The sequence below is a fragment of the Streptomyces sp. NPDC040718 genome, assembly GCF_055593565.1.
The window spans coordinates 737,684-760,336 of record NZ_JBVIXO010000001.1 but is presented as its reverse complement, the minus strand read 5'-3'; the positions used below and the strand labels follow the sequence as shown (position 1 = coordinate 760,336).

Annotated in this window: 21 protein-coding genes and 1 pseudogene; 13 read left to right on the top strand and 9 right to left on the bottom strand. The window is 70.2% G+C overall.

From position 1 onward, the window contains the following. Positions 1-326: 326 nt before the first annotated feature. Together ACZ597_RS03475 and ACZ597_RS03470 are read left to right on the top strand one after the other, a co-directional pair. Positions 327-6,410 carry an RHS repeat domain-containing protein gene (locus tag ACZ597_RS03475; protein WP_471324327.1) on the top strand — a complete coding sequence of 2,028 codons (6,084 nt, stop codon included), beginning with the start codon at positions 327-329 and terminating at the stop codon, positions 6,408-6,410. A gap of 11 nt (positions 6,411-6,421) precedes the next feature. Beyond that, positions 6,422-6,934, top strand: a complete 513-nt coding sequence (locus tag ACZ597_RS03470; protein WP_471324324.1) for a hypothetical protein — start codon at positions 6,422-6,424, stop codon at positions 6,932-6,934. Between the two features lie 156 nt (positions 6,935-7,090). Here ACZ597_RS03470 and ACZ597_RS03465 read toward each other — a convergent pair. The 3 genes and pseudogenes from ACZ597_RS03465 to ACZ597_RS03455 form a co-directional block, all read right to left on the bottom strand. After that, positions 7,091-7,342, bottom strand: a pseudogene (locus ACZ597_RS03465) (helix-turn-helix domain-containing protein); the annotation flags it as partial. A gap of 75 nt (positions 7,343-7,417) precedes the next feature. Beyond that, positions 7,418-7,615, bottom strand: a complete 198-nt coding sequence (locus ACZ597_RS03460) for a hypothetical protein (RefSeq protein WP_471324322.1) — start codon at positions 7,613-7,615, stop codon at positions 7,418-7,420. Between the two features lie 9 nt (positions 7,616-7,624). Continuing rightward, on the bottom strand, positions 7,625-8,476 hold the full coding sequence (locus tag ACZ597_RS03455) for a helix-turn-helix domain-containing protein (RefSeq protein WP_471324319.1): 852 nt from the start codon (positions 8,474-8,476) through the stop codon (positions 7,625-7,627). A 248-nt stretch (positions 8,477-8,724) separates the two neighbouring features. Here ACZ597_RS03455 and ACZ597_RS03450 point away from each other — a divergent pair, with 248 nt between their 5' ends. The 4 genes from ACZ597_RS03450 to ACZ597_RS03435 all read left to right on the top strand — a co-directional run bounded on the left by ACZ597_RS03450 (position 8,725) and on the right by ACZ597_RS03435 (position 11,090). Continuing rightward, a complete protein-coding gene (locus ACZ597_RS03450; protein WP_471324316.1) occupies positions 8,725-8,952 on the top strand; it encodes a hypothetical protein in 228 nt (75 codons plus the stop codon). 44 nt (positions 8,953-8,996) lie between these two features. Next, positions 8,997-9,575: a DUF4291 domain-containing protein gene (locus ACZ597_RS03445; protein WP_471324314.1), complete on the top strand. Its 579-nt coding sequence runs from the start codon at positions 8,997-8,999 to the stop codon at positions 9,573-9,575. 69 nt (positions 9,576-9,644) lie between these two features. Continuing rightward, positions 9,645-10,262, top strand: coding sequence for a hypothetical protein (locus ACZ597_RS03440; RefSeq protein ID WP_471324311.1), 618 nt, complete (start codon positions 9,645-9,647; stop codon positions 10,260-10,262). A gap of 351 nt (positions 10,263-10,613) precedes the next feature. Further along, the gene (locus tag ACZ597_RS03435; protein ID WP_471324308.1) at positions 10,614-11,090 is read left to right on the top strand and encodes a ricin-type beta-trefoil lectin domain protein; all 477 of its coding nucleotides are present in this window, start codon (positions 10,614-10,616) and stop codon (positions 11,088-11,090) included. Positions 11,091-11,150: 60 nt separating this feature from the next. Here the strand turns inward: ACZ597_RS03435 and ACZ597_RS03430 are convergent, their stop codons facing one another. Beyond that, on the bottom strand, positions 11,151-12,260 hold the full coding sequence (locus ACZ597_RS03430) for a DNA polymerase III subunit beta family protein (RefSeq protein ID WP_471324306.1): 1,110 nt from the start codon (positions 12,258-12,260) through the stop codon (positions 11,151-11,153). 111 nt (positions 12,261-12,371) lie between these two features. Between ACZ597_RS03430 and ACZ597_RS03425 the strand changes: the two genes are divergently transcribed. Then, the gene (locus ACZ597_RS03425; protein WP_471324303.1) at positions 12,372-12,941 is read left to right on the top strand and encodes a hypothetical protein; all 570 of its coding nucleotides are present in this window, start codon (positions 12,372-12,374) and stop codon (positions 12,939-12,941) included. A gap of 12 nt (positions 12,942-12,953) precedes the next feature. Here the strand turns inward: ACZ597_RS03425 and ACZ597_RS03420 are convergent, their stop codons facing one another. Beyond that, entirely contained in the window at positions 12,954-13,541 is a 588-nt protein-coding gene (locus ACZ597_RS03420) for a Uma2 family endonuclease (protein ID WP_471324300.1), read from the bottom strand. 104 nt (positions 13,542-13,645) lie between these two features. Next, the gene (locus ACZ597_RS03415; protein WP_471324297.1) at positions 13,646-14,191 is read right to left on the bottom strand and encodes a TetR/AcrR family transcriptional regulator; all 546 of its coding nucleotides are present in this window, start codon (positions 14,189-14,191) and stop codon (positions 13,646-13,648) included. Between the two features lie 97 nt (positions 14,192-14,288). On the opposite strand from ACZ597_RS03415, the gene ACZ597_RS03410 reads away from it, so the two are divergent. Together ACZ597_RS03410 and qcrB are read left to right on the top strand one after the other, a co-directional pair. Further along, on the top strand, positions 14,289-14,693 hold the full coding sequence (locus ACZ597_RS03410; protein ID WP_471324294.1) for a nuclear transport factor 2 family protein: 405 nt from the start codon (positions 14,289-14,291) through the stop codon (positions 14,691-14,693). An 89-nt stretch (positions 14,694-14,782) separates the two neighbouring features. Then, positions 14,783-16,417 (top strand): cytochrome bc1 complex cytochrome b subunit, encoded by a 1,635-nt coding sequence (qcrB, locus tag ACZ597_RS03405; RefSeq protein WP_471324291.1) that lies wholly within the window; start codon positions 14,783-14,785, stop codon positions 16,415-16,417. A 1-nt stretch (position 16,418) separates the two neighbouring features. Here qcrB and ctaF read toward each other — a convergent pair whose 3' ends face one another. Continuing rightward, positions 16,419-16,808, bottom strand: coding sequence for an aa3-type cytochrome oxidase subunit IV (gene ctaF / locus ACZ597_RS03400; RefSeq protein ID WP_471324288.1), 390 nt, complete (start codon positions 16,806-16,808; stop codon positions 16,419-16,421). Then, the gene (gene ctaD, locus ACZ597_RS03395) at positions 16,798-18,438 is read right to left on the bottom strand and encodes an aa3-type cytochrome oxidase subunit I (RefSeq protein ID WP_471324286.1); all 1,641 of its coding nucleotides are present in this window, start codon (positions 18,436-18,438) and stop codon (positions 16,798-16,800) included. The genes ctaF and ctaD overlap by 11 nt, the downstream gene beginning before the upstream one ends. A gap of 150 nt (positions 18,439-18,588) precedes the next feature. Between ctaD and ACZ597_RS03390 the strand changes: the two genes are divergently transcribed. Together ACZ597_RS03390 and ACZ597_RS03385 are read left to right on the top strand one after the other, a co-directional pair. Beyond that, on the top strand, positions 18,589-18,906 hold the full coding sequence (locus tag ACZ597_RS03390; protein WP_471324284.1) for an antibiotic biosynthesis monooxygenase family protein: 318 nt from the start codon (positions 18,589-18,591) through the stop codon (positions 18,904-18,906). A gap of 20 nt (positions 18,907-18,926) precedes the next feature. Beyond that, positions 18,927-19,154, top strand: coding sequence for a hypothetical protein (locus ACZ597_RS03385; protein ID WP_471324281.1), 228 nt, complete (start codon positions 18,927-18,929; stop codon positions 19,152-19,154). Positions 19,155-19,184: 30 nt separating this feature from the next. Here ACZ597_RS03385 and ACZ597_RS03380 read toward each other — a convergent pair whose 3' ends face one another. Continuing rightward, positions 19,185-19,769, bottom strand: coding sequence for a TetR/AcrR family transcriptional regulator (locus tag ACZ597_RS03380; RefSeq protein WP_471324278.1), 585 nt, complete (start codon positions 19,767-19,769; stop codon positions 19,185-19,187). Positions 19,770-19,889: 120 nt separating this feature from the next. On the opposite strand from ACZ597_RS03380, the gene ACZ597_RS03375 reads away from it, so the two are divergent. Together ACZ597_RS03375 and ACZ597_RS03370 are read left to right on the top strand one after the other, a co-directional pair. After that, positions 19,890-21,476 carry an MDR family MFS transporter gene (locus ACZ597_RS03375; RefSeq protein WP_471324275.1) on the top strand — a complete coding sequence of 529 codons (1,587 nt, stop codon included), beginning with the start codon at positions 19,890-19,892 and terminating at the stop codon, positions 21,474-21,476. Between the two features lie 234 nt (positions 21,477-21,710). Continuing rightward, positions 21,711-22,532 carry a polysaccharide deacetylase family protein gene (locus ACZ597_RS03370; protein WP_471324273.1) on the top strand — a complete coding sequence of 274 codons (822 nt, stop codon included), beginning with the start codon at positions 21,711-21,713 and terminating at the stop codon, positions 22,530-22,532. The last annotated feature ends 121 nt before the right edge of the window (positions 22,533-22,653 follow it).

The following is a 22,653-nucleotide window of genomic DNA, read 5'->3' as shown; positions in this document are numbered from 1 at the left end:
GTGCGGGAACGGCTGATGCCGCCTCCGGCTGGAAACCAAAAGATCCTCGTCGCTGGTCACCGGGGGATTTGAAAGAAACCAAGTCGGTCTCCGGCAGGAATGCAGCCAAGACCAAACCGAAGGCTCCGCCGGGTGACAGGACCGGATCTTGGAGACCGCAGGACGTGAACTGGCCTGCGGCTGCCCAGGCAGAGGTCGACTTGAGCGCGGCCCCCGCTGCGGTGCGCCCCCGCTCTCCGTTCACCACTTCTGGGTCCGGCTCCTCCGCAAGTGTCCCGGCCGTCCCCTTCCGTGATCCCAGCCGGGCCGGTGCCTCACCGGTATGGGTGACCTCGTCGGGGAAGGGCGTCCCGAGCACGGGCAAGGCGTCCGTTCAGCTCACGGACAGGGCCGCGGCCGAGCGGGCCGGCGTCCAAGGCCTTCTGCTCGCCGTCCGCCCGGTGGCGGACCCGGCCGGCGGGACCCCGGCCAAGGTATCCGTCGACATCTCCTCCATCGCTGGAGCTTTCAGCGGTGACTGGCTCTCCCGTGCCCGGCTCGTGCAGCTGCCCGAGTGCGCACTGTCCAACCCCGAGCGCGCCGAGTGCCGTACGCAGACGCCTCTGCCAACCACCAGGGACGGGGAGCGGCCCGGTCTGCTCAGCGCCGAGGTGACCCTCAACGGGGACGCGGGGGCGAGGGCCGAAGGGCAGCGATCCGCTGCTGCCGCAGGCGGAGCCACCGTCCTGGCCGCGGCCGCCGCACCCGGCGGGCCCGCGGGCACCTACACGGCCACCAGCCTGGCCCCCTCCGGCACCTGGACCAGCGGCGGCGGCACGGGAGGCTTCTCCTGGACCTACCCGATCGCCGTGCCCGACGGGCTCGGCGGCACCAAGCCGAGCATCGCCCTCTTCTACAGCTCCCAGTCGGTCGACGGCCGTACGGCGGCCACGAACAACCAGGCGTCCTGGATCGGTGAGGGCTGGGACTATGCGCCCGGTTTCGTCGAGCGCCGGTTCAAGCCCTGTTCCAAGGACGGTGAGACGGGCTCCAACGAGCAGTGCCTCGCCGGAGACAACGCCACCCTCTCCCTCAACGGCAAGTCCTCCACGCTGGTGCGCGACGACACGTCCGGCACCTGGCGTCTGGAGAACGACGACGCCTCCAAGGTCGAACGGCTGACCGGCGCCGCCAACGGCGACAACAACGGCGAGCACTGGAAGATCACGGCCGTGGACGGCACCCAGTACTACTTCGGTGCCGGCCGCAAGCCCGGCAGCTCCACAGCGCCTGCGACCAACTCGGCCTGGACGACCCCGGTCTACGGCAACAACGCGGGCGAGGAGTGCCACCAGTCGACCTTTGCCGCGTCCTGGTGCCAGCAGGCCTGGCGCTGGAACCTCGACTTCGTCATCGACCCGCGTGGCGGCCTGATCACCCACTGGTACGAGACCGAGACCAACCACTACAAGCGCGGCGCCACCGCCGCCACCCCGGACGGAACGCGCACCCCGTACATCCGCGGTGGCAGCCTCGCCCGGATCACCTACGGCTCCAAGGCAACGGACGCGGACACGGTCAAGCCGACGGCCCAGATCCTCTTCGCCACGGCCGAGCGCTGCCTCGCCGACGCCGCCTTCGACTGCGCCCCGGCCAAGCTGACCAAGGCCAACGCCACGAAGTGGCCGGACGTGCCCTTCGACCAGAGCTGCACGGCGACGGGCACCTGCGAGAACACCGCCGCCACCTTCTGGACCACCAAGCGGCTCACCACCATCACCACCCAGGTCCTGAACGGCAGCGGCGGCTACAGCAGCGTCGACTCCTACGAGTTCAAGCACGAGTTCCCCAACCCGCAAGACGGCACCGCCCCGTCCCTCTGGCTCGCCTCGCTCACCCACACCGGACACGACGGCACGGCCTCACTGCCCACACCACCGGTCACCTTCTCCGGCCGCCTGATGAACAACCGGGTCGACTCCAGCGGCGACAACAAGCCCGCACTCAACCGGCGCCGGATCGTCGGCATCACCACGGAGACCGGCAAGGTGACCGACATCGGGTACGCCGACCCCGACTGCGGCCCGGGCGCCGGGCTGCCCACCGCCCAAGACGCCAACACCACCCGCTGCTATCCGATCTACTGGAACCCCGACGACAAGAGCCCGCTCGACCCCACCCTCGACTGGTTCCACAAGTACGTCGTCACCCGCGTCACCGAGATCGACCCCTTCGGCGGTTCCCGCCCCCGGGAAGTCCGGTACGAGTACGTCGGCGCCGCCGCATGGCACCGCGACGACGAGGAGCTGACCGAGGACAAGCGCCGCACCTGGAACCAGTTCCGCGGCTACGAACAGGTCGTCTCCCGGTCGGGCACCGCCCCTGACGCCGTGTCCAAATCGGCCGCCTTCTACCTGCGCGGCATGGACGGTGACGCCAAGGCCGACGGCAGCAAGCGCACAGCCACCTTCACCGGCATCTTCGGAAACACGCTCAAGGACAGCGACCCCCTCGCAGGCAGCGTCCGCGAATCCCAGACCTTCGCCTCGGACAACGGCGAACTCGTCTCGGTGTCCCAGTCAGAGCCCTGGCTGTCCCAGGCCACCGCGACCCACAGCCGCGGCACGAAACTTCCCGCGCTCACGGCCCGGATGCAGCGCCCCGGAGCATCCCTGGAGAAGTCCCTGCGTGCCGACAAGACCTGGCAGACCACCTCGCAGGTTGCCACGTACGACACCGTCTACGGCATGCTGCTCAGGGCGCTGGACCGAGCTGACGGTCTGCCCGACACCTGCACCACCACCTCGTACGCCCGCAACACCCCGGCGTGGATGGTCGACCGGGTCGCCGAGACCGTGCAGGTCCAAGGGGACTGCTCCGCAACCCCCAGCGTGGCGAACACCCTCGTCCGCAACCGCACCTTCTACGACGGCCAGCCGCACGGCACCCTGAACGGTCCCGGTCTGGCCACCAGTACGGAGAGCCTGGACCGCTTCGAGTCCGGCCAGCCCAAGTACACCACCGCCTCCACCGTCACCTACGACGCCTACGGCCGCGTCACCAGCACCACCGACCCGGCGGGTGCCAAGACCACGACCGTCTACGAGCCGGCGACCCTCGTGCCCCCGGCCACCACCAAGGTCACCAACGCCAAGGGCTGGACCACGACCACCACGCTCCACCCGCTGCGCGGCCTCTCGGTCAGAACGGTCGACCAGAACGGCCGCACCACCGAAGCCGCGTACGACGCCCTGGGCCGCACCACCGGCGTCTGGCTGCCGGGCCGCGCCAGGGAGTCGAGCCCGAGCACGCTCTACACCTACGCGCTCTCCAACACCGGCACCAGCGCGGTCACCACGCAGTCGCTGAGGTCGGACCAGTCGTACGCGACCTCCGTCGCGATCAACGACGCGTTCGGACAGCAGGTACAGCTCCAGTCGGTCGCGCAGAACGGTGCCGCGGGCAGCCGGTTGATCACCGACACCGTCTACGACAGCCACGGCCTGGCCGTGAAGACCAACCAGACCTACGTCAACAAGGACTCCGACCCGGTCGCCGTCCGGTTCGTCGCCGACGACAACACCGTCCCGGCCCAGACCACGACCGTCCACGACGGCCTCGGGCGGCCGATCGCCTCGGTCTTCCTCTCCAGGGGGAAGGAGCAGTGGCGGACCACCACCGCCTACCCCGGAGCCGACCGCACGGATACGCTCCCGCCCATGGGGGACACGGCCACGAGCGCCATCACGGACGCCCGCGGCCAGACAATCGAACGGCGCACCTACAAAGGCGCCGTCGCGGAGGGCGAGTACGACCCGCTCCGCTACACGTACTCGACGGCGGGGCAGCTGACCCGGCTCACGGACGCGGCCGGCAATGCCTGGACGTACGAGTACGACCTGCACGGCCGCCGCACCCGCTCGACCGACCCGGACAAGGGCGTCGCCACCACCGCCTACGACCAGGCCGGACGTCCCGTCTCCTCCCAGGACGCGCTCGGCATCACCGTCTTCACCAGCTACGACGTCCTGGGCCGCCCCACCTCCCGCAGCCTGGGCGCCGTCGACGGCCCCAAGCTGGCCACGTTCGAGTACGACACCCTGCTCCCCGGCAGGCCCACCTCATCCACGAGCTGGGTGAACGGCAAGGCCTGGCGGCAGGAGACCACCGGCTACGACATCGGCTACCGCCCCACCGGCACCAGACTGACCGTCCCCGACGGCGAAGGAGCCCTCACCGGCACCTACTCGCTCTCGACCACCTACGATCCCGTGACCGGTCTGGAGCGCCGCACCACCCTGCCCGCTGCCGGGGGCCTGCCCTCCGAGCGGCTCGAAGCCGGCCGCAACATCAACGGGCTGCCGGTCTCCTACGGCTCCGACACCGTCGACTACGTCAACTTCACCGACTACGACGAACGCGGCACCGTGCTGCGGACCACCTTCGGCGACGTCCCCAGGCAGGTCAGCCTCACCACCCTCCAGGACCCGGCCACCGGCCGGCTGCTCGGCACCCGGATCGACAAACAGGACCAGACCAGTCCGGTCGAGACCACCGGCTACACCTACACCCCGGCCGGCGACGTCACCTCCGTCGACAACAACCAGGGCTCCGTACGTGACCTCCAGTGCTTCACGTACGACCACCTGCACCGCCTTACCGGCGCGTGGACCGATACCGGCACCACGACCACCCTGCCCGCTCCCTTCGTCCCCGCGATCGGCGGATGCGCCCGCACCGCCCCCGAGGCCGGCGCGGTCGGCGGCCCGGCCCCCTACCGCCAGGCCTTCACCTACGACATCACCGGCAACCGCACCTCGCTCACCGACCACGACCCCGCAGGCGACCCGGCCAAGTCCGTGACCACCACGACCACCTTCCCGGCCCCCGGCTCAGCGCGCCCGCACGCCCCGGCCTCCACGACCAGGCAGACCGGCACCGGCCCGGCAGCCACGGCCCCCGTCACCTACGACGCGACCGGAAACGCCCTCACGCGCCCCGACGGCACGGGAGGCAGCCAGACCCTGACGTGGAACGAGGAAGGCCACCTCGCCTCCGCCACCACCAAGGCGGGCACCTCCACCTACGTCTACGACACCGACGGCAACCGGCTGCTACGCCGCGACCCAGGCAGGACCACACTCACCCTCGGCTCGACCGAACTCACCCTCGACACCGCGACGAACAAGGTCACCGGCACCCGCTACTACGCCACCCCCGGCGGCACGACCATCGTCCGCACCTCCGACGGCAAGCTCTCCTACGTCGTGGCCGACCACCACAACACCGGCACCACGGCCATCGACGCCACCACCCTCCAGGTCCAGCGCCGCAGCACCAAGCCCTTCGGCGAGGAAAGAGGCACCAAGCCGGCCACCTGGCCGGGCGAGAAGGGCTTCGTCGGCGGAACCCAGGACACGGCCACCGGCCTCACCCACCTCGGCGCCCGCGAATACGACCCCCGCACCGGCACCTTCCTCAGCGTCGACCCGGTCCTGACACCGGGCTCCAGCCAGTCACTCAACGCCTACAGCTACGCGCACAACAGCCCGCTCACCACCTCGGACCCCAGCGGCCTGTGCGCCGAACTCGACTGCCCCACCCGAGCCTGCGCCACGTGCCACAACACCACCCCGGGCCACCAACCCCGTCCGGACGCCCAGCAGCCGGGCAGCGGCTCGGGCAACCCGGCAGCCCGCTCCGGCCACGGCGCGAACTACGGCAACAGCTACAGGCCTTCTCCCACCGGGGGCAGGCCCATGAACTGCAGCCTGAGCCGCTACGGCTGCGGCGGCTCCAAGCCCCCTGCCCCGCCGACCCCCCTTCCGGCTCCCCCGTGGCTGCCGACGCCGCTGCCGGTGGTCGTTCCGAAGGACTGCCGGGCGGACGACACAAGGGTTGATTGCATGGTGGATATCTCACCCGAGAAGATCCTTTACCGTCCGTTCAATGAGGGGAACAAGAAGAACGGCGCCAATGAATTGGCGTACTGGTACGCTGGAAACGCCGACAGCTGCACAAAACGAGCCCATCAATACGTATGTTTCGGCGATTCTCCGGCTGGCGATCAGCCCATCACAGTCGGGGATGTCCATTTCTATCCGCACAGCAAAGAGAGATTCGCCATCAGGCTGGACAATGAGGCCGCGCGGAGATCGAAGATGCTACCCCTGGTGGGTGCGGGGGGTGTGGATAAATTTGGGCCTGACCTGGAGCGCCATGAAGCGGTTCATTCGCAGCAATGGGCCAGGTCTGAGAGCGCTGCGGGTTTCGCTCTGAGGTACTTCCGGGAGGTGGCGGCATCCGAATATGAAGTGGGAAGTCCCGCACATGCGAATCGCTTTGAGGTGGAGGCGAATCTGTGGTGGGGAGACTACCTGGGTTGGTACCCGGCGCAGTTCGTGATACCTGGTAAAGAGCTCGAGTTCTGAAAGAGGTGAAGGTGGGACTGAAGACAGTGCGCATGGGGGCCGCCACGGCCATGGTGTCGATCACGGTCGCTGCAGCCGTCGGGTGCTCGCCCGCCCCCAAGGCGCTAATTGCCGTCGAGCGTACAGATGCGGGACGAGCTCGTGTGCTGATCGCCCCTTGCCCGAAGTACAACGCTCAAACTTTCTCCGTTTTCAGTTCGGGGGGAACTATCGGCTATAAGCGCTGGTCCCTCATCAACGACGCCATGGGCGGCCCGCTTGCCAGCGTGGAACTCTTCTCGGCGCCACTAGGGTGGAGTGTCACCCGGTCGGAGCTGAGTGACCTTAAAGGCGGCCGAGAATACACGGTGGTTCTCGACGGCGCGGTCAGAGGGCGCGGACTGGACGGAGAGATATCGTTCACGCCTGACCGCTTCGAGACCATCAAGCCGGGACAGGTCCTGGTCCGGGACGGAAAAGGTTCGAAGGTAATCAAAAAATCCGAGTTCATGAAAAAAGATGCCGAGCGTTGCACTCCGGGGTGAGGGAGCCCGTGGCCCCGCACAGTGAATCTAGCCTGCGGGGCCGCCGCCCTTCTGAAGTGACTCTCGACGGTGAAGTCCAGATTTGCCCAGCTGCTATGGCGGTCGCGGGGGTGTTCGTCATACTCCTGGCCATCGGGTTCTTCTGGAACCTGTCCAATCTGCCTCGCGCAGATAGCGCGAAGGACCGGACGAGGGCGCTACCGCCGTGAGCGGTAGCGCCCTTCCGGTCCTGCCGGACGGGGCGCGGCCGTTACGCCACCGCTTCCCCGTCCGATAGTTGATGCCGACGATCCGGCATGCCTCCCGATGACTCACGCCTTGCTGCATGAGCTGAAGGTAGGCATGCCGTTCATCCGTCAGTCGACGTGGTCCCCGGTTGACCGAACGGTCCCGGATCTTGAAGTCCATCGCACTCCCCAGGCTGGGGTGTTGCGACGAACACTAGAACTCAAGCAGGCTGGCGGGGCCGATGAGCGGGGTGTGTCAGCCGTCCAGCAGGTGATCGGCCTTGCCGGCCTTGATGTCCCGGATCAGTGCGGTGAGCGCGGCGCGGCTGTCCGTGAGGGGGCGGTCTTCCTGTCCCGCGACGGCGATGTAGCTGTTGCCGTCCTTGTCCACCCCGATGCGGTAGCAGCTCGCTCCTTCGCCGCAGAAGGCGTCTTCCCAGATGATGTCGGCCATGGTGTCCTCTCAGAGTTGTTGGGCCAGGTCGTGGATGAAGTCCCGCGACGCGGCAGGTGGGAGGCTGAGCCGCTCTGTCCAGTCCAGCTGGGCGCGGTATTTCGCCAGTTGGGCTTCGGTGTGCAGGAAGTCAGGGCCATGCGTACTGTCGACCTGCACGGTGTCGAGCTGGGGAATGGCCCCTTCCAGGTAGTTGACCGTCTGGCCTGCGCCGGGGAAGCCTCCCGCCTCGAAGGTGAGGACGCGGAGCGTGATGTTCTCCCGCTCGGACATGTGAACCAGGTACTCCAGCTGGGCCCGTGCCACCTTGCGCCCGCCGAACTGCATGCGCAGCGCCGACTCGTGTACGACGGTGGCGTACTCGGGTGCCGTTGCGCCCTCCAGGACCCGCTGGCGCTCCAGCCGGTGTGCCAAGCGCAGCGCCACCTGTTCCTCCGGGAGGGGCGGCACCACGAAGCGGAAGAGGGCCATGGCGTGCTCGCTGGTCTGTAGCAGGCCGGGGATGTGGACCGAATGCGCACAGCGCATCCGCTTCGCGTGGGACTCCAACTCGGCGATGTCGAGAACGGCAGCCGACAGGGACCCCCGGTAGCGCTCCCACCAGCCGCGCTTGCGGTTCTGCGCCATGGCGACGAGGGCGTCGATGTACTCCTCGTCCCCGCAGTCGCAGTGGCAGGCCAGCGAGCGTAGACGCTCCTCGCTGATGGTGCGGATCCCCTGCTCGATGGCGGAGACCTTGGACCGGTCGATGCCGAGCAACCCGGCAGCGGATTCGGCCGATACGTCAGCTGCGAGTCTCATCCTGCGCAGCTCGGCGCCCAGTCGCTTTTGCCGTTCAGTCGGCGAGGTCCGTGGCGGCATGAGTGCAGTCTGCCGTGTCGCGGTCCAACGGATCCACGGGGTTGCCCAATCCCGCAAGCGAGTGGTCAGTAGCCCACCTGTCGCGCTACATGTGGTAGTGCACCGCTCACGCAGGGGAGTCGAAGTGCACCGCCGCAGCATGCCTCGGCCTCGGCGACGAGCCACCCTCCCCGCCCGCGTGAGCCAGCCGTGCGCGTCGAGCTTCCGATGCCAATCCGCCGTCACCGCCGACGACTTGGGAGCCGAAGATGCTCAGCCCCTTCACCGCGAACCTGTACACCGCCCCCACCTCCTGCCCCGTCGCTCCGGAACAGCCGCCGGAGGCCGGCCCGCCCGGGCTGTCGTGCAGCGTGACGCTGCCCGCCTCCGCCCGCTCCGCGGGCATCGTCCGGCAGGTCGTGCGGGCCGCGCTGCGGGCCTGCCCCTCCCGGGAGCCCGGCGGCGGGACGCGGACCTGGGCCACGCTGCCGGTGTGAAACCCCGTCGCGGCGCGGGCGGGCCGGAGCCGATACTCCGGTGCATGACACCCCAGTTCCAGGTCCGCGCCGACTACGACGCCCGCACGATCGTGGTCTACCAGGCGTATGCCCCCGCCATCGCGGAGGCGGCCCTGCGTGCGGGGCGGTTCGTCGAGCCGTCGTTCTCGTTCCGGCGGATGACGTGGATCAAGCCGTCGTTCCTGTGGCTGATGCACCGCAGCAACTGGGGTCACAAGGCCGGGCAGGAGCGGATCCTGGGCGTGCGGATGACCCGGGAGGGGTGGGAGGAGGCGCTGGCGCGGGCCGTGCTCACCACCTCGGACCCGGATGCCGTCGCCCGGGGGGCCGTACACGTCCAGTGGGACCCCGAGCGATCCCCCCGCGGGGCGGCGCTGAACCACTACAGCATCCAGGTCGGCATCGGGCGCGGACTCATCCGCACCTTCACGGACGAGTGGATCACCGGCATCACCGATCTCACCCCGCAGGTCCGCAAGGCCGAGGCGCTGATCCGGACCGGGCAGGCCGGCAGGGCCCGGCGGCTGCTGCCGCCGGAACGGCCGTACCCGCTGCCGCCGGCGCTGGAGTCGCGGCTCGGGACCGTCATGCTCCAACGCTGACGTTTGTCACTTTCGTCCGGGCCCAACTCCATTCAGGGTGGAGGGAGATGGGGGAAGGGAGTGGGGCGCGTGACTGCGGCGGAGCGGGTGACCGGGACGGTGACGGCCGGGCCGGGCAAGGCCGGGATCGTCAGGGTGTTGGCCCGGTCGCTGGCGGAGGTGGTCGTACGGCGTCCGGCGGTGCGGGGGGTGCGGCACTCGTCCGGGGTGCGGCAGCTGGTGCTGCCGCTGGTCGCCATCGAGATCGTGACCTCGTTCCTGGTGTCCTCGATGGTCCCGCCCCCGCTCCGGCCCGCGCACGCGGTGCTGGAGGTCCTGCTGATCGCGGGCGGGCTCGCCCTGGTGGCCGCCCTGATCCGGCATCCGCACGAGGTGGACGCGGAGCGGCTGGTGCTGCGTACCGGGCTCCTCGGGGACGTGGCGCTGCCGCGCTCGGCGGTCCGGTCCGTGTCGCCGGTGATCCGTACCGTGGACGGGCGCGGGCCGCGGCCCGCGCCGGACGAGCCGGACGCGGTGGCCTGCTCGGTGAGCGACTCGCTGGACGTGGCCGTGCACCTGGACCCGCCCGTACGCCTCGACCTGGGCGCCGCCGGGGTCGTCGACGCCAGGACCGTGTACGCCACGGCGGACTCCCTCGCCGCCCTTTCCTCGGCCCTGCGGGCGGCCTGGGAATTTCCTTCGGCGTGAAAATGCGGGCGCGGAACGTTTCGGCGCATTGGGTGTTGCCGTCGAAATTCGGATCCGCCCTGCGCAGGGGTGTGGCGCAGGGCGGATCCGGTGTGCCGAGCCGTGAATTTCCGGCCATTTTCGCAGGTGGGATAGGGGGTCTGTTTTGCGCCCGGGCGGAGGTAATTGGCCAATCGCCGGTCATCGGATCATCTGCCGACTGCTCGTTCCGGGTGAAGGGGTCGGGCAACCCAATTACTCGGCCGGTGATCGCTGGTATCAATTTCCATGTGCTCGGATTCGAGCCGGATAACCCCCTCCTTTTGGCTTGAGTGAAGCACTCCTGCCTGCGTAGAGAATGGAATCCGCATCATGGCAATCGCCCTCCGCAAGACGCTCGCCCTCGCCGTGCTCGCCCTGACCGCCTCCCTCCTGCCGGCCGGTGTGGCCGGGGCAGCCGGTGCCGTCCAGCAGGCGGCCGTCCCCGGCCGGTACTGCCTCGCCAACGCCTGGGGGACCCCGGACATCTCCTCGAAGCCGTGCGACACCGCGGACCGGGGACAGCACTGGACCCTCTCGGGCCATCAGATCTCCCTCACCAACGCGCGCGGCTACTGTCTGGCCAACAACTGGGGTACTCCGGAGGTCTCGACGAAGCCGTGCAACCCCAACGACCAGGGGCAGTACTGGAACGTCGACGGCCAGAAGATCTCCCTCGCCTTCGCGCCGGGGTACTGCCTCGCCAACACCTGGGGAGCCACGACCGTCTCCTCGAAGCCGTGCGACTCCGCGGACCGCGGGCAGAACTGGGTGGTCTTCAACGACCAGATCAGCCTGGCCCTCGCCTGACCCCCGCATCCGCGCCCGGGGCCGGCCGTAACCGGCCGCCCCGGGAGCGGTACGCCCGGCTCAGTCCTCCACGCGCACCGGCATCAGCAGCGAGTACGTCTCCTCGTCGTCGCCGCGCCGGACCGTCAGGGGCGCGGTCGGGGCCCCGGCCTCCAGGACCAGGCGGTCCCGGTCGCCGGCGGCGAGGGCGTCCAGCAGGAAGGCGCGGTTGACGCCGATCCCGTCCTCGCCCGGCGCGCCGGGTCCGCGGACGGTCGCGGCGCCCGCGGGCGTCACCTCCAGCACGCTCACGTCGTACGCCGCGCCGTCCTGCTCCCGCACCTGGCTCCGTACGGCCCCGCCGCACAGCGCCTCCCGGAACGCGGGCACGTCCACCACGGCCCGGCGCCCGGCCGGCAGCCGTACGAGCCGCCGGTAGTCGGGGAAGCCGGCGCCGAGGCACCGGCCGCCCGCCTGGCGCTCCCCGGCCTCCAGGACCACCCTGTCCCCCTCGACCAGCAGCTCCGCGGACCCCTCGGCACCGAGCAGCGCCCGCATCGCGTCGACCAGCGGGGACGGTACGACGGCCTGGACGCGGGACGACCCGTCGTAGCCCTCGGAACCGGTGACGGCGGCCGCCGAGACGGCCAGCCGGTACCGGTCGGTGGCGACGACCCGCAGCGTCGGCCCCTCGACGTCGAACAGGACGCCGCCGAGCATCGGCAGTTCCGGATCGGTGCTCGCGGCGAAACGGACCGCGTCCAGCGCGGCGGCCAGCCCGGGCGATGACACGGTCAGGCGGACGGCGGTGGTGCCGGCGGTGGTCGAACTCATCGGGATCTCCCTGGCATCGAGAAGGGCACGGACCATGGAGAACTCGCCGCGCGCGTCGGAGAGCCCCCGCTCCAGCCGGAGCAGGTGCTCCGAGAGCAGCCTCAGCACGAGGGCGGTGTCCGACCCGGACCAGCCGGCCGTCACCAGCCGGATGTCGGCCAGCGGCATGCCGGCCCGCCGCAGGTGCGCCAGCAGGCGCGCCTCGTCCAGCTGCCCGGGCCCGTACCAGCGGTACCCGCTCACCGGGTCCACCCGGTCCGGGACCAGCACCCCGGCTCCGTCGTAGAACCGCAGCGCGCTCACGCCCAGTCCGCTGTCCCGGGCCATCTCGCCGATACTGCGCATCTCGTTCCCCACGCCCAGCACTCTGATCCCTCCACCAGGTCGAGGGTCAAGCCTCTCCCGCGGGCCGCCGTCATCGCAGGTCACGAGCGTCCTGTGCGGCAACCGGCCCCGTAGGGTGGGGGCATGGAGGCGGAAGCGGAAGTGGAGCGGCGGCGGGCGGTGACGGTGGGACGGCCGTTCCTCCTCGCCGTCCTGTGCGCGGTGCTCGCCGCCGTCGTGAGCTGGACCGAGCCGATCCTGGTCGTGCCCGGGTGGGTGCTGCCGCACTGGGTGGTCGCGGGGATCGCGCTGCTCACCGCCGCGCTGCTGCGGTTCCTGCGCCGTCCCCGGCCCTCCGCGCCGTGGTGGACGGCGTTCGCCCTGCCCGCGCTGGCGGCGGTGGTCGGCATCGGGCTCGGCGGGGCGGGGGACCTGGGTGCCGAGTACCGGGTGCTGGAACCGGCGGGGCCGGACGGATGCCGGGCCGTGGTGCGGGAGAACTCCTTCCTCGTGATGGGCGACGGGAGCGTGTACGCGGTGAAGGGCTTCGGGTTCGCCTTCCCGGGCAGCTCCTGGGTCGCCGACGACAACGCCCGCCCCATCGCCGCCGGTCAGTACGAGCTGAGGTGGGGCGAGCGGGCGGGGGTCCTGGAACTGCACGGCCGCGAGGGCGACCCCGTGATGCCGGCCCTGCACGGGGTCGACTGCCGCTGACGGGCCGCGTGCTCAGCCGGCCGGCTGGAACGCCGTCGTGTCGATCTCGCACGAGAAGGGGGCGGGTACCGGCAGGGGCGTGCCGAAGGAGACGGTCTTGTGGGCGCGGTAGCCCTGCGGGGAGGGGTCGGAGAAGCAGGTGATCTCATCGGCCTGCATGTCGACCACGAGGTACACGGGCACCAGTTGCCCGTACACCTGGAGCTTCTCCTGCCAGTCCGCGTCCCTGGTGGAGGTGGACGTGAACTCGGCGACGAGGCTCAGGGCCTCCCCGTCGCCGTGTCGCCCCTCGGCCAGGAAAGCGGCACGCTCGACGACGTAGAGGTCCGGCCCGTAGGCGCGGCCGACCGAGGGGAAGCTGAACAGGAACGGTGCGTGCGTGGCGACCTGCTCTGCCGGGACATGCGCCGTCAGCTGTTCCCGCAGGGACTCCATGGGCAGGAAGTAGCGAAGCCTGGACCACGGTGACACGACGATCTTCCCCCGGATGAGCTCGGCCTTGTGGCCGTCTGGTGTGTCCATCTCCTCGACCGTGCGCAGCACGTCCTCGAAGGTCCGTTCCCCCTCGGTGATCCCTATGGGCCGGGGTCGCTCGATCATGGCTGTCACCGTGGTCCTCCGGGCGGCGTCGGTGTCTCGTCACGCTGCGTGCCTGCTCCCAGGCTAGCGCGGTGCGCCGACAGCCGCCCCGGCCGCGAGGCCGCTCACCCGTTCGGGCGCGCGTCCGCCCCCAGCAGCCGCAGCGCCGCCTCGCGGGCGCGGAGGGCCGGTTCCGGGCCCGGGGTCAGGGCGGCGACGACCGTGGCGCCCTCGGCCAGGATCAGGAGCTGGTCCGCGAGGGCGGGGGAGTCGGTCAGGGTCCCCAGCAGGGCGCGCAGCTCCGCCTTGTGGCGGCGTACGACGTCCAGGACGGCCGCGGGGCCCGCGCCGAGTTCCCCGTACGCGTTGAGGAAGGCGCAGCCGCGGAAGTCCGGCTCCGAGAACCATCGCGCCAGCCAGTCGAACACCGCCGCCACCGGCTCCCCGGCCCCCGCCACCGCCTCCCGCAGACCGCCGATCCAGCGGGCGTCGCGCCGCTCCAGGTAGGCGGCGACCAGGGCTTCCTTCGCCGGGAAGACCCGGTAGAGCCGCTTCAGCGGTACGCCCGACTCCGTGCGGATGCGGTCCATGCCGACGGCCTGGATGCCCTCGGCGTAGAACAGCGCCTCCGCCGCGTCGAGCAGCCGGGTGCGGGCCTCTTCGTCGTCCATGGGGTGAAGGGTAGTCCAGAACCGCTTGCGTCGAGAACGTTCGTTCTCTACTTTGAGAACGAACGTTCTCCGAGCTGCGATCCGAAAGGAACTCCCCATGCTCAAGCCCCCGTTCACCGAGGAGACCGCCCGCGCCAAGGTCCAGGCCGCCGAGGACGCCTGGAACAGCCGCGACCCCGGGCGCGTCGCCCTCGCCTACTCCGAGGACTCCGCCTGGCGCAACCGCGACCGCTTCCTCACCGGCCGCGCCGAGATCCGCGCCTTCCTCGCCGACAAGTGGGAGCGCGAGCTGGACTACCGCCTGCGCAAGGAGCTGTGGGCGTACACCGGCAACCGCATCTCCGTCCGCTTCGCGTACGAGTGGCACGACGCGGACGGCCAGTGGTGGCGCAGCCACGGCAACGAGCAGTGGGAGTTCGACGACGACGGCCTGATGCGCCGCCGCGAGGCCAGCATCAACGACGTCCCCATCGAGGAGTCCGAACGGCGGCTCCGCCCCTGAGCGGCCGTGTCTGTTCTGTGCCATCCTGACCCGTTTCGGTAACTTGGCGTGGCGACGCGTCGGGCGGCGCGGTCAGGAGGTGCAGGCCGGTGCCGGGGTCCAAGCGCAGAGCACGGACGGTACGGGGGGCCGAGGCCCTCGACGAGCGGCTGCCGCTGGCGGAGCTCACGCGCGGGGTGCTGCGCAAGGTGTTCCCCGACCACTGGTCCTTCCTGCTGGGGGAGCTGGCCCTCTACAGCTTCGTCATCCTGCTGCTCACCGGCGTCTACCTGTCGCTCTTCTTCGACCCGTCGATGCGCGAGACCCCCTACCAGGGCTCCTACGAGCCGCTGCGCGGCGTCCTGATGTCGCAGGCCTACCTCTCCACCCTGCGCATCAGCTTCGACGTCCGCGGCGGCCTGCTGATCCGCCAGATCCACCACTGGGCGGCGATCGTCTTCCTCGCCGCCATCGGCGCGCACATGCTCCGCGTGTTCTTCACCGGCGCCTTCCGCCGCCCCCGCGAGCTGAACTGGGTGATCGGCGTGACCCTGTTCATGCTGGCGATGCTGGAGGGCTTCGCCGGCTACTCGCTCCCCGACGACCTGCTCTCCGGCACCGGACTGCGGATCGCCCAGGGCGTCATGCTGTCCGTCCCGGTGGCCGGCACCTACCTGAGCTCCTTCGCCTTCGGCGGCGAGTTCCCCGGCGACGACATCGTCGCCCGCCTCTACCCCGTGCACATCCTGCTGGTCCCCGGACTGCTGCTGGGGCTGGTCACCGTGCACCTGCTGCTGGTGTTCCACCTCAAGCACACCCACTGGGCGGGCCCCGGCCGCACCGCCCGCAACGCCGTCGGCCTGCCCTTCTTCCCCCAGTACCTGGCCAAGTCCGGCGGCCTCTTCCTCGCCGTCTTCGGCGTCCTCACCGTGCTCGCCGCCGTCGCGCAGGTCAACCCGATCTGGGTGTACGGCCCCTACCGCACCGACCTGGTCTCCGACGGCTCCCAGCCGGACTGGTACATCGGCTTCCTGGAGGGCGCCCTGCGGCTGATGCCCGGGGTCGAGACCCGGGCGTGGGGGCACACCATCTCCTGGAACCCCCTGGTGACGGCCGTCCTCATGCCCGGCCTGCTGTTCGCCGTGCTCTACGCCTACCCCTTCTTCGAACGCTGGATCACCGGCGACACCGGCGAGCGGCACCTGTGCGACCGCCCCCGCGACCGGCCCGTCCGCACGGCCCTCGGCGCGGCGGCCCTCTCCTGGTACGCGGTGCTGCTGCTCGCCGGGGCGCAGGACATCCTCGCCTTCGTCTTCGCCCTGCCCCTGCCCCCGCTCACCTGGACGCTGCGCATCGCCCTCTTCGCCGTCCCGGCAGCGGTCTTCTGGCTCACCAGACGGCTCTGCCTGGCCCTCCAGGCGCACGAGCGGGAGCTGCTGACCGACGGTGCCGAGACCGGCCTGGCGGTGCAGGGCGCGGAGGGCGCCTTCCACCCGCGGTACGGCGAACTCCCGCGCGGAGAGCGCTACACCATGCTCGCCCGGGACCTGCCCGAGCCGCTGGAGTACGACGGCGACCCCACCCGCTCCTTCCCGCGCCGGCACCTGAACCGCACCCGGGCGGCCGTCAGCGCCTGGTTCCACCGCGACCGCGTCCCGTACCCGCTCACCCCGGAGCAGCGCCGGAAGGTCGCCGCCACCCTCACCGGACCGGACCGGCCCGAGCCACCGGAGGAAGGGGCCTGAACTACTCCGGGTGGTCCAGGTTCTGGAAGGCGAAGCCGAGGACCCCCGGCAGCAGCACCCCGAAGCCGATCAGGCACAGCCACAGCCCCTGCACCACGCCCAGCCCGACGAGCGCGCTCCCGGCCGCCGTCAGCACGGGGTAGAAGCTGCGGGCCGGGAAGAAGACCCGTCGGCCCCCGGCCTCCCGCACCTCGGCGTCCCCACGGTCCTCCGGGCGCTCCCCGCCCCGCCGGTACTGCCGCCACAGGAACGCCGCGACCAGGGCCGACATCGCGAAGGACACGCAGAGCGCGGCGATGCCCGCCGGCTCGTCGGACAGCCACGCGTAGACGGCGGTGACGGCCCCGAAGAACAGGGCCGTACCGGTGAAGAGCCAGGCCTCACCTCTCAACGGGCACCTCCGGGTGGTGAAGGTCGAAGGCCGGGGATTCCGAACGGATCCGGGGCAGGGCGTGGAAGTTGTGCCGGGGCGGCGGGCAGGAGGTCGCCCACTCCAGGGAGCGGCCCCAGCCCCACGGGTCGTCGACGGTGACCCGCTCGGCGTACCGCTGGGTGCGCCACACGTTGTAGAGGAACGGCAGCGTGGACAGCCCGAGCAGGAAGGCGCCGATCGTGGAGACCGTGTTGAGCAGGGTGAAACCGTCGGCCGCCAGGTAGTCGGCGTACCGGCGGGGCATGCCCGCCTCGCCCAGCCAGTGCTGCACGAGGAAGGTGGCCTGGAAGCCGGTGAACAGGGTCCAGAAGTGGATCCTGCCGAGCCGCTCGTCCAGCATCCGCCCGGTCAGCTTGGGCCACCAGAAGTAGAGGCCGCCGAAGGTGGCGAAGACGATCGTGCCGAAGAGGACGTAGTGGAGGTGCGCGACGACGAAGTAGCTGTCGGTCAGGTGGAAGTCCAGCGGCGGCGAGGCGACCAGCACCCCGGTCAGCCCGCCCAGCAGGAAGGTGACCAGGAACCCGATGGACCACAGCATCGGGGTCTCGAAGGACAGCGAACCCTTCCACATCGTGCCGATCCAGTTGAAGAACTTCACCCCCGTCGGCACCGCGATCAGGAACGACAGCAGGGAGAAGAAGGGGAGCAGCACGGCGCCCGTGGCGAACATGTGGTGGGCCCACACCGTCGCGGACAGGCCGGTGATGGCGATCGTGGCGCCGATCAGGGACACGTACCCGAACATGGGCTTGCGGCTGAAGACCGGCAGGATCTCGCTGACCACCCCGAAGAACGGCAGCGCCACGATGTAGACCTCCGGATGCCCGAAGAACCAGAACAGGTGCTGCCACAGCAGCGCGCCGCCGTTCGCCGGGTCGAAGACGTGGGCGCCGAACTTCCGGTCCGCCTCCAGGGCCAGCAGGGCGGCGGTGAACACCGGGAAGGCCAGCAGCGCCAGGATCGAGGTGAACAGCACGTTCCAGGTGAAGACCGGCATCCGGAAGAGCGTCATGCCGGGTGCGCGCAGGCAGATGACCGTGGTGATGAAGTTGACCGCGCCCAGGATCGTGCTGAGCCCCGCCACCGCCAGCCCCATCACCCAGAGGTCGGGGCCCGTGCCCGGGGAGAACACCGCCCCGTTGAGCGGGGCGTACGCGAACCACCCGAAGGCGGCGGCCCCGTCGGCGGTCAGGAAGCCGGAGACCACCATCAGCCCGCCGAAGAGGTACACCCAGTAGGTGAAGGCGTTCAGCCGGGGGAAGGCCACGTCGGGCGCGCCGATCTGGAGCGGCATCACCGCGTTGGCGAAACCCGTGAAGGTCGGGGTCGCGAAGAGCAGCATCATGATGGTGGCGTGGATGGTGAACGCCTCGTTGTACTGCTGGTTGGAGAGGATCTGGAGCCCGGGGCGGGCGAGTTCGGCCCGCATGACCAGGGCGAGGACGCCGGCGAAGAGGAAGAAGCCGAAGGCCGTCACCAGGTAGAGGTTGCCGATGGTCTTGTGGTCGGTGGTCGTCAGCAGGCGCAGCACCGCGGAGCCCTGCCGTACCCGCCGCTCGGTCCGGGCCGCGTGGTCCACCGCTGTCATCGGGCCTCCAGGGAGCCTCGCCGTCGAGCGTGCACCCCCATGCCCTACCGCCTCACCGCCCGGCCGCCGCCGCGGCGCGCCGCGCGGACGGGCCGGGACGCGCTCACCGGCCTAATCTGGGTGAGGGGCCGACTCCCGAGGTGGTGCGCGATGTCCGACACGACGAGCAGGTACTGGGCCTCAGGGAACTGGCAGGTGCGTGCGGGCCAGGAGGACGAGTTCATCCTGCGCTGGACGGAGTTCCTGACCTGGACCCAGGGTTCCGTCGACGGCTTCCTGCACGCCCGCCTGATCCGCGACCTGAACGAACCCGCCCACTTCGTCTCCGTGTCCCGCTGGACCGGCGTGCAGGCCATGAAGGACTGGCAGGCCATGCCCGAGTTCGCGGAGCTCTTCGGCGCCTGCCGGGCCCTGTGTGAGGACATGAACAGCGGCATCTTCGAACTGGCCATGGCCGTGGACAAGTGATCCATTGACACAATGTGTGCATGGCGCAAGAAGACAAGACCAAGACAGAAGAAGCGATTCACGGCAAGGAAACGGCCGTGGGCCTCTCGGCGGGCATGTCCGTCGGCATCCTGCTCGGGCTCCTGGTGTTCGACAACATAGGTGCCGGCCTGGCCATCGGCATGTCCCTGGGACTCACCCTCCCCGTCCTCCGCCGCTCCCTCGCCGCGAAGCGCTCCGCCACCCGGCCGGGCGGTGACGGCGCCTGAGATCCCTCCCGCCCGGCCCGCCGGCGGCGGCTACGCGTCGCCGCGGTGGGCGCGGGTGATCAGGTCCGTGGCGACGTCCAGGGCCGCCAGCCGGGTCTCCTCCGGGTCCCCCTCCACGTGCTGGAGGAACATCATCCCCGCGTGCAGCGTGAACAGGGCGCTCACGCAGCGCACCTGGTCCGTCAGCGGGCCCTCGTCGTTGCGCAGCAGTTCCACCAGGGTGAACAGCCGGCGCTTGACCGTCTCGCCGATGCTCAGCTCCCGCATCGTGGCCTGGTTCTCCTGCATGAAGCGGTACAGCGGCGCGCCCGCCGCCATGGCCTCGCTGTAGCGGCGCAGGATCTCCCGCTTGGTCTCCAGCGTCTTCGGCTGCTCCTGCGCCCACTCGATCAGCTCGTCGATCGGCCGGGTGAGGTCGTCGAAGACGCTGATGATGATGTCTTCCTTGGTCTTGAAGTGGTAGTACAGAGCCGCCTTCGTGACCTCCAGGCGCTCCGCGATCTCCCGCAGCGAGGTCTTCTCGTACCCCTGCTCGGCGAAGAGCTCCAGTGCGACGTCCTGGATGCGCTGGCGCGTGTTGCCACGGCGCGGCTGCTGCGGACCGGTGCTGGACATGGCTCTCCCAGAGTACTTACTTGACGCCCGGCTAGTGACGGGTCTACCTTCCCCAGTGTAGTGAACTAGCCGGGCGGCAAGTAAGTACCCGGCGCGGTTGCGTGTGAACGGGGAGTGGACATGGCGGAGAACACCACGGCAACGGCGGTCACCGAGGAGGTGAAGCCGCGCAGCGTCCGCGTCGTCCTCATGGCACTCATGATCGCAATGCTGCTGGCCATGCTCGACAACATGATCATCGGTACCGCGATGCCGACCATCGTCGGCGAGCTCGGCGGCCTCGAACACCTCTCCTGGGTGGTCACCGCCTACACGCTGGCCACCGCCGCCTCCACGCCGATCTGGGGCAAGATCGGCGACATGTACGGGCGGAAGGGCTCCTTCCTCACCTCGATCATCATCTTCCTCGTCGGCTCCGCGCTCAGCGGCATGGCCCAGGACATGGGCCAGCTCATCGGCTTCCGCGCCGTCCAGGGCCTGGGCGCCGGCGGTCTGATGGTCGGCGTCATGGCGATCATCGGCGACCTGATCCCGCCCCGCGAGCGCGGCAAGTACCAGGGCATGATGGCCGGAGTGATGGCCCTCGCCATGATCGGCGGCCCGCTGGTCGGCGGCACCATCACCGACCACATGGGCTGGCGCTGGTCCTTCTACATCAACCTCCCGCTCGGCGCCGTCGCCCTCGCGATGGTGACCGCGGTCCTGCACCTGCCCAAGAAGGCCGACGGGGTCCGCCCGAAGATCGACTACATCGGCGCGGCCCTGCTGACCATCGCCATCACCTCCACCGTCCTCGTGACGACCTGGGGCGGCACCGAGTACGCCTGGGGCTCCGCAGAGATCATCGGCCTGATCGCCGTCGGCGTCCTGTCCGTCGCCGCGTTCCTCTACGCCGAGACCAAGGCCGCCGAGCCGGTCATGCCGCTGCACATCTTCCGCAGCCGCAACTTCACCCTCATGTCGGTGATCGGCTTCCTCGTCGGCTTCGCCATGTTCGGCGGCGTGCTCTACCTCCCGCTCTTCCAGCAGTCGGTCCAGGGCGCCTCCGCCACCAACTCGGGCCTGCTGCTCCTGCCCATGCTGCTCTCGATGATGGTCGTCTCGCTCATCGCGGGCCGGATCACCACCAGCAGCGGCAAGTACAAGGTCTTCCCGATCATCGGCGGCGCCCTCATGGTCGTCGGACTCTTCCTGCTCGCCACCATGGACACCGGAACCACCCGCCTGGTCTCCGGCCTCTACATGGCCGTCCTCGGCGCCGGTCTCGGCTTCCTGATGCAGATCACCATGCTGGTCGCGCAGAACAGCGTCGACATGAAGGACATGGGCGTCGCCTCCTCCTCGGCCACCCTCTTCCGCACCCTCGGCGGCTCCTTCGGCGTGGCCCTGATGGGCTCCCTGTTCACCTCGCGGGTCACCGACACCATGTCCGAGCGGCTCGGCCCGCAGGCCGCGCAGGCCGCCGGCTCCGCCCAGCTGGACGCGGCGAGCCTGGCCAAGCTGCCCGAGGCCGTGCGCGACGCCTACCAGCACGCCGTGGCCGCCGGCACCCACTCGGCGTTCCTGCTGGGCGCGGCGATCGCCGTACTGGGCTTCGTGCTCGCCTGGTTCGTCAAGGAGGTCCCGCTGCGGGGCGCGGGTCCGGCCCCGGCCGGCGGCGAGCCCGCCAAGGCCGCGCAGGCGCCGCAGGACTCCTTCGCGCACTGATCCGCCAGTCGTCGCCCTGCCTGCGGTGGAGGCGGGTGCGGCCCGGGTTCCCCGGGCCGCACCCGCCTTTCGCGCGTCCCGGGCAGACGCGCCCCAAGAGGTGTGACAACTGAGGTTATTGAGGACCAAAGTCCTTATTACCTGGAATTTATTGGGCAATTCGGTGGAACCCCGCCAGGTACCAAGGCGTCATGACCCACAGAACCCTTGCAAGGCCGGACGGGGAGTGGACACATGACGAGCACGCAGAAGCACAGCCTCCGGAACCGGATAGCCGTCGGTGCCTCGGCCGCCGCCGTGGCCGCCACCATCTGGGGCGTGACGGCCCTCGTCGCCACCGACGACGGCCCCGCCGCCCACCAGGCGGGTACGCAGACCCCCAAGGGCGGCAACGGGCCGGGCGCCGAGCCGCCGCAGGCACAGCCGGCCGGGCTGCCCGACAGCATCGCCCACGCCTCCGAGGCCGGCGGCAATGCCGTCAACATCACCATCGACGACGGCCCCGACCCCCGCTGGACCCCGCAGGTCCTGGACGTGCTGGCCAAGCACGACGTCAAGGCCGTCTTCTGCATGATCGGCCCGCAGGCCAAGGCCCACCCCGACCTGGTCAAGAAGGTGGTCGCGGCCGGCCACCGGCTCTGCGACCACTCCATGGACCACGACACGTCCATGGACAAGAAGCCGGTCGCCTACCAGCGGGCGCAGATCCTCGACGCGAAGAAGCTGATCGAGGAGGCCGCCGGCGGCGGCGCCAAGGTCGAGTACTACCGGGCCCCCGGCGGGGCCTTCACCCCCGACAGCCGCAGGATCGCCGCCGCCGACGGCATGCGCCCGCTCGGCTGGAACGTCGACACCAAGGACTTCGGCAAGCCCGGCACCGCCGCCATCGTCGACGCCGTCAAGCGCGAGATCGGCAACGGCCCCACGGTCCTCTTCCACGACGGCGGCGGCGACCGCAAGCAGACCGTCGCCGCCCTGGACCAGGTCCTGACCTGGCTGGAGGAGCAGGGCCGGCCCACCGGATTCCCGGTGCGCACCGCCCCCGACCCCTCCTGACACGCACCGGCACTGACACGCCGCCGGGCGGCGAACGGGTGAGGGTCGGCCGCCCGGCCCCGCCGGGGGTGTTCCCTGGTCGCGCGCGCAGCGCAGGACGCACGACCACGAACACGACCGG

Bases quoted from the DNA above. Each gene is read 5' to 3' on its own strand.
- ACZ597_RS03370 (WP_471324273.1), top strand. From the start codon at position 21,711: ATGACGAGCACGCAGAAGCACAGCCTCCGGAACCGGATAGCCGTCGGT.
- ACZ597_RS03415 (WP_471324297.1), bottom strand. From the start codon at position 14,191: ATGGACGACGAAGAGGCCCGCACCCGGCTGCTCGACGCGGCGGAGGCG.
- ACZ597_RS03380 (WP_471324278.1), bottom strand. From the start codon at position 19,769: ATGTCCAGCACCGGTCCGCAGCAGCCGCGCCGTGGCAACACGCGCCAG.
- ACZ597_RS03450 (WP_471324316.1), top strand. From the start codon at position 8,725: ATGCTCAGCCCCTTCACCGCGAACCTGTACACCGCCCCCACCTCCTGC.
- ACZ597_RS03385 (WP_471324281.1), top strand. From the start codon at position 18,927: ATGGCGCAAGAAGACAAGACCAAGACAGAAGAAGCGATTCACGGCAAG.
- ctaD (WP_471324286.1), bottom strand. From the start codon at position 18,438: ATGACAGCGGTGGACCACGCGGCCCGGACCGAGCGGCGGGTACGGCAG.
- ACZ597_RS03455 (WP_471324319.1), bottom strand. From the start codon at position 8,476: ATGCCGCCACGGACCTCGCCGACTGAACGGCAAAAGCGACTGGGCGCC.
- ACZ597_RS03390 (WP_471324284.1), top strand. From the start codon at position 18,589: ATGTCCGACACGACGAGCAGGTACTGGGCCTCAGGGAACTGGCAGGTG.
- ACZ597_RS03425 (WP_471324303.1), top strand. From the start codon at position 12,372: ATGGAGGCGGAAGCGGAAGTGGAGCGGCGGCGGGCGGTGACGGTGGGA.
- ACZ597_RS03375 (WP_471324275.1), top strand. From the start codon at position 19,890: ATGGCGGAGAACACCACGGCAACGGCGGTCACCGAGGAGGTGAAGCCG.
- ACZ597_RS03410 (WP_471324294.1), top strand. From the start codon at position 14,289: ATGCTCAAGCCCCCGTTCACCGAGGAGACCGCCCGCGCCAAGGTCCAG.
- ACZ597_RS03460 (WP_471324322.1), bottom strand. From the start codon at position 7,615: ATGGCCGACATCATCTGGGAAGACGCCTTCTGCGGCGAAGGAGCGAGC.
- ACZ597_RS03420 (WP_471324300.1), bottom strand. From the start codon at position 13,541: ATGATCGAGCGACCCCGGCCCATAGGGATCACCGAGGGGGAACGGACC.
- ACZ597_RS03445 (WP_471324314.1), top strand. From the start codon at position 8,997: ATGACACCCCAGTTCCAGGTCCGCGCCGACTACGACGCCCGCACGATC.
- ACZ597_RS03435 (WP_471324308.1), top strand. From the start codon at position 10,614: ATGGCAATCGCCCTCCGCAAGACGCTCGCCCTCGCCGTGCTCGCCCTG.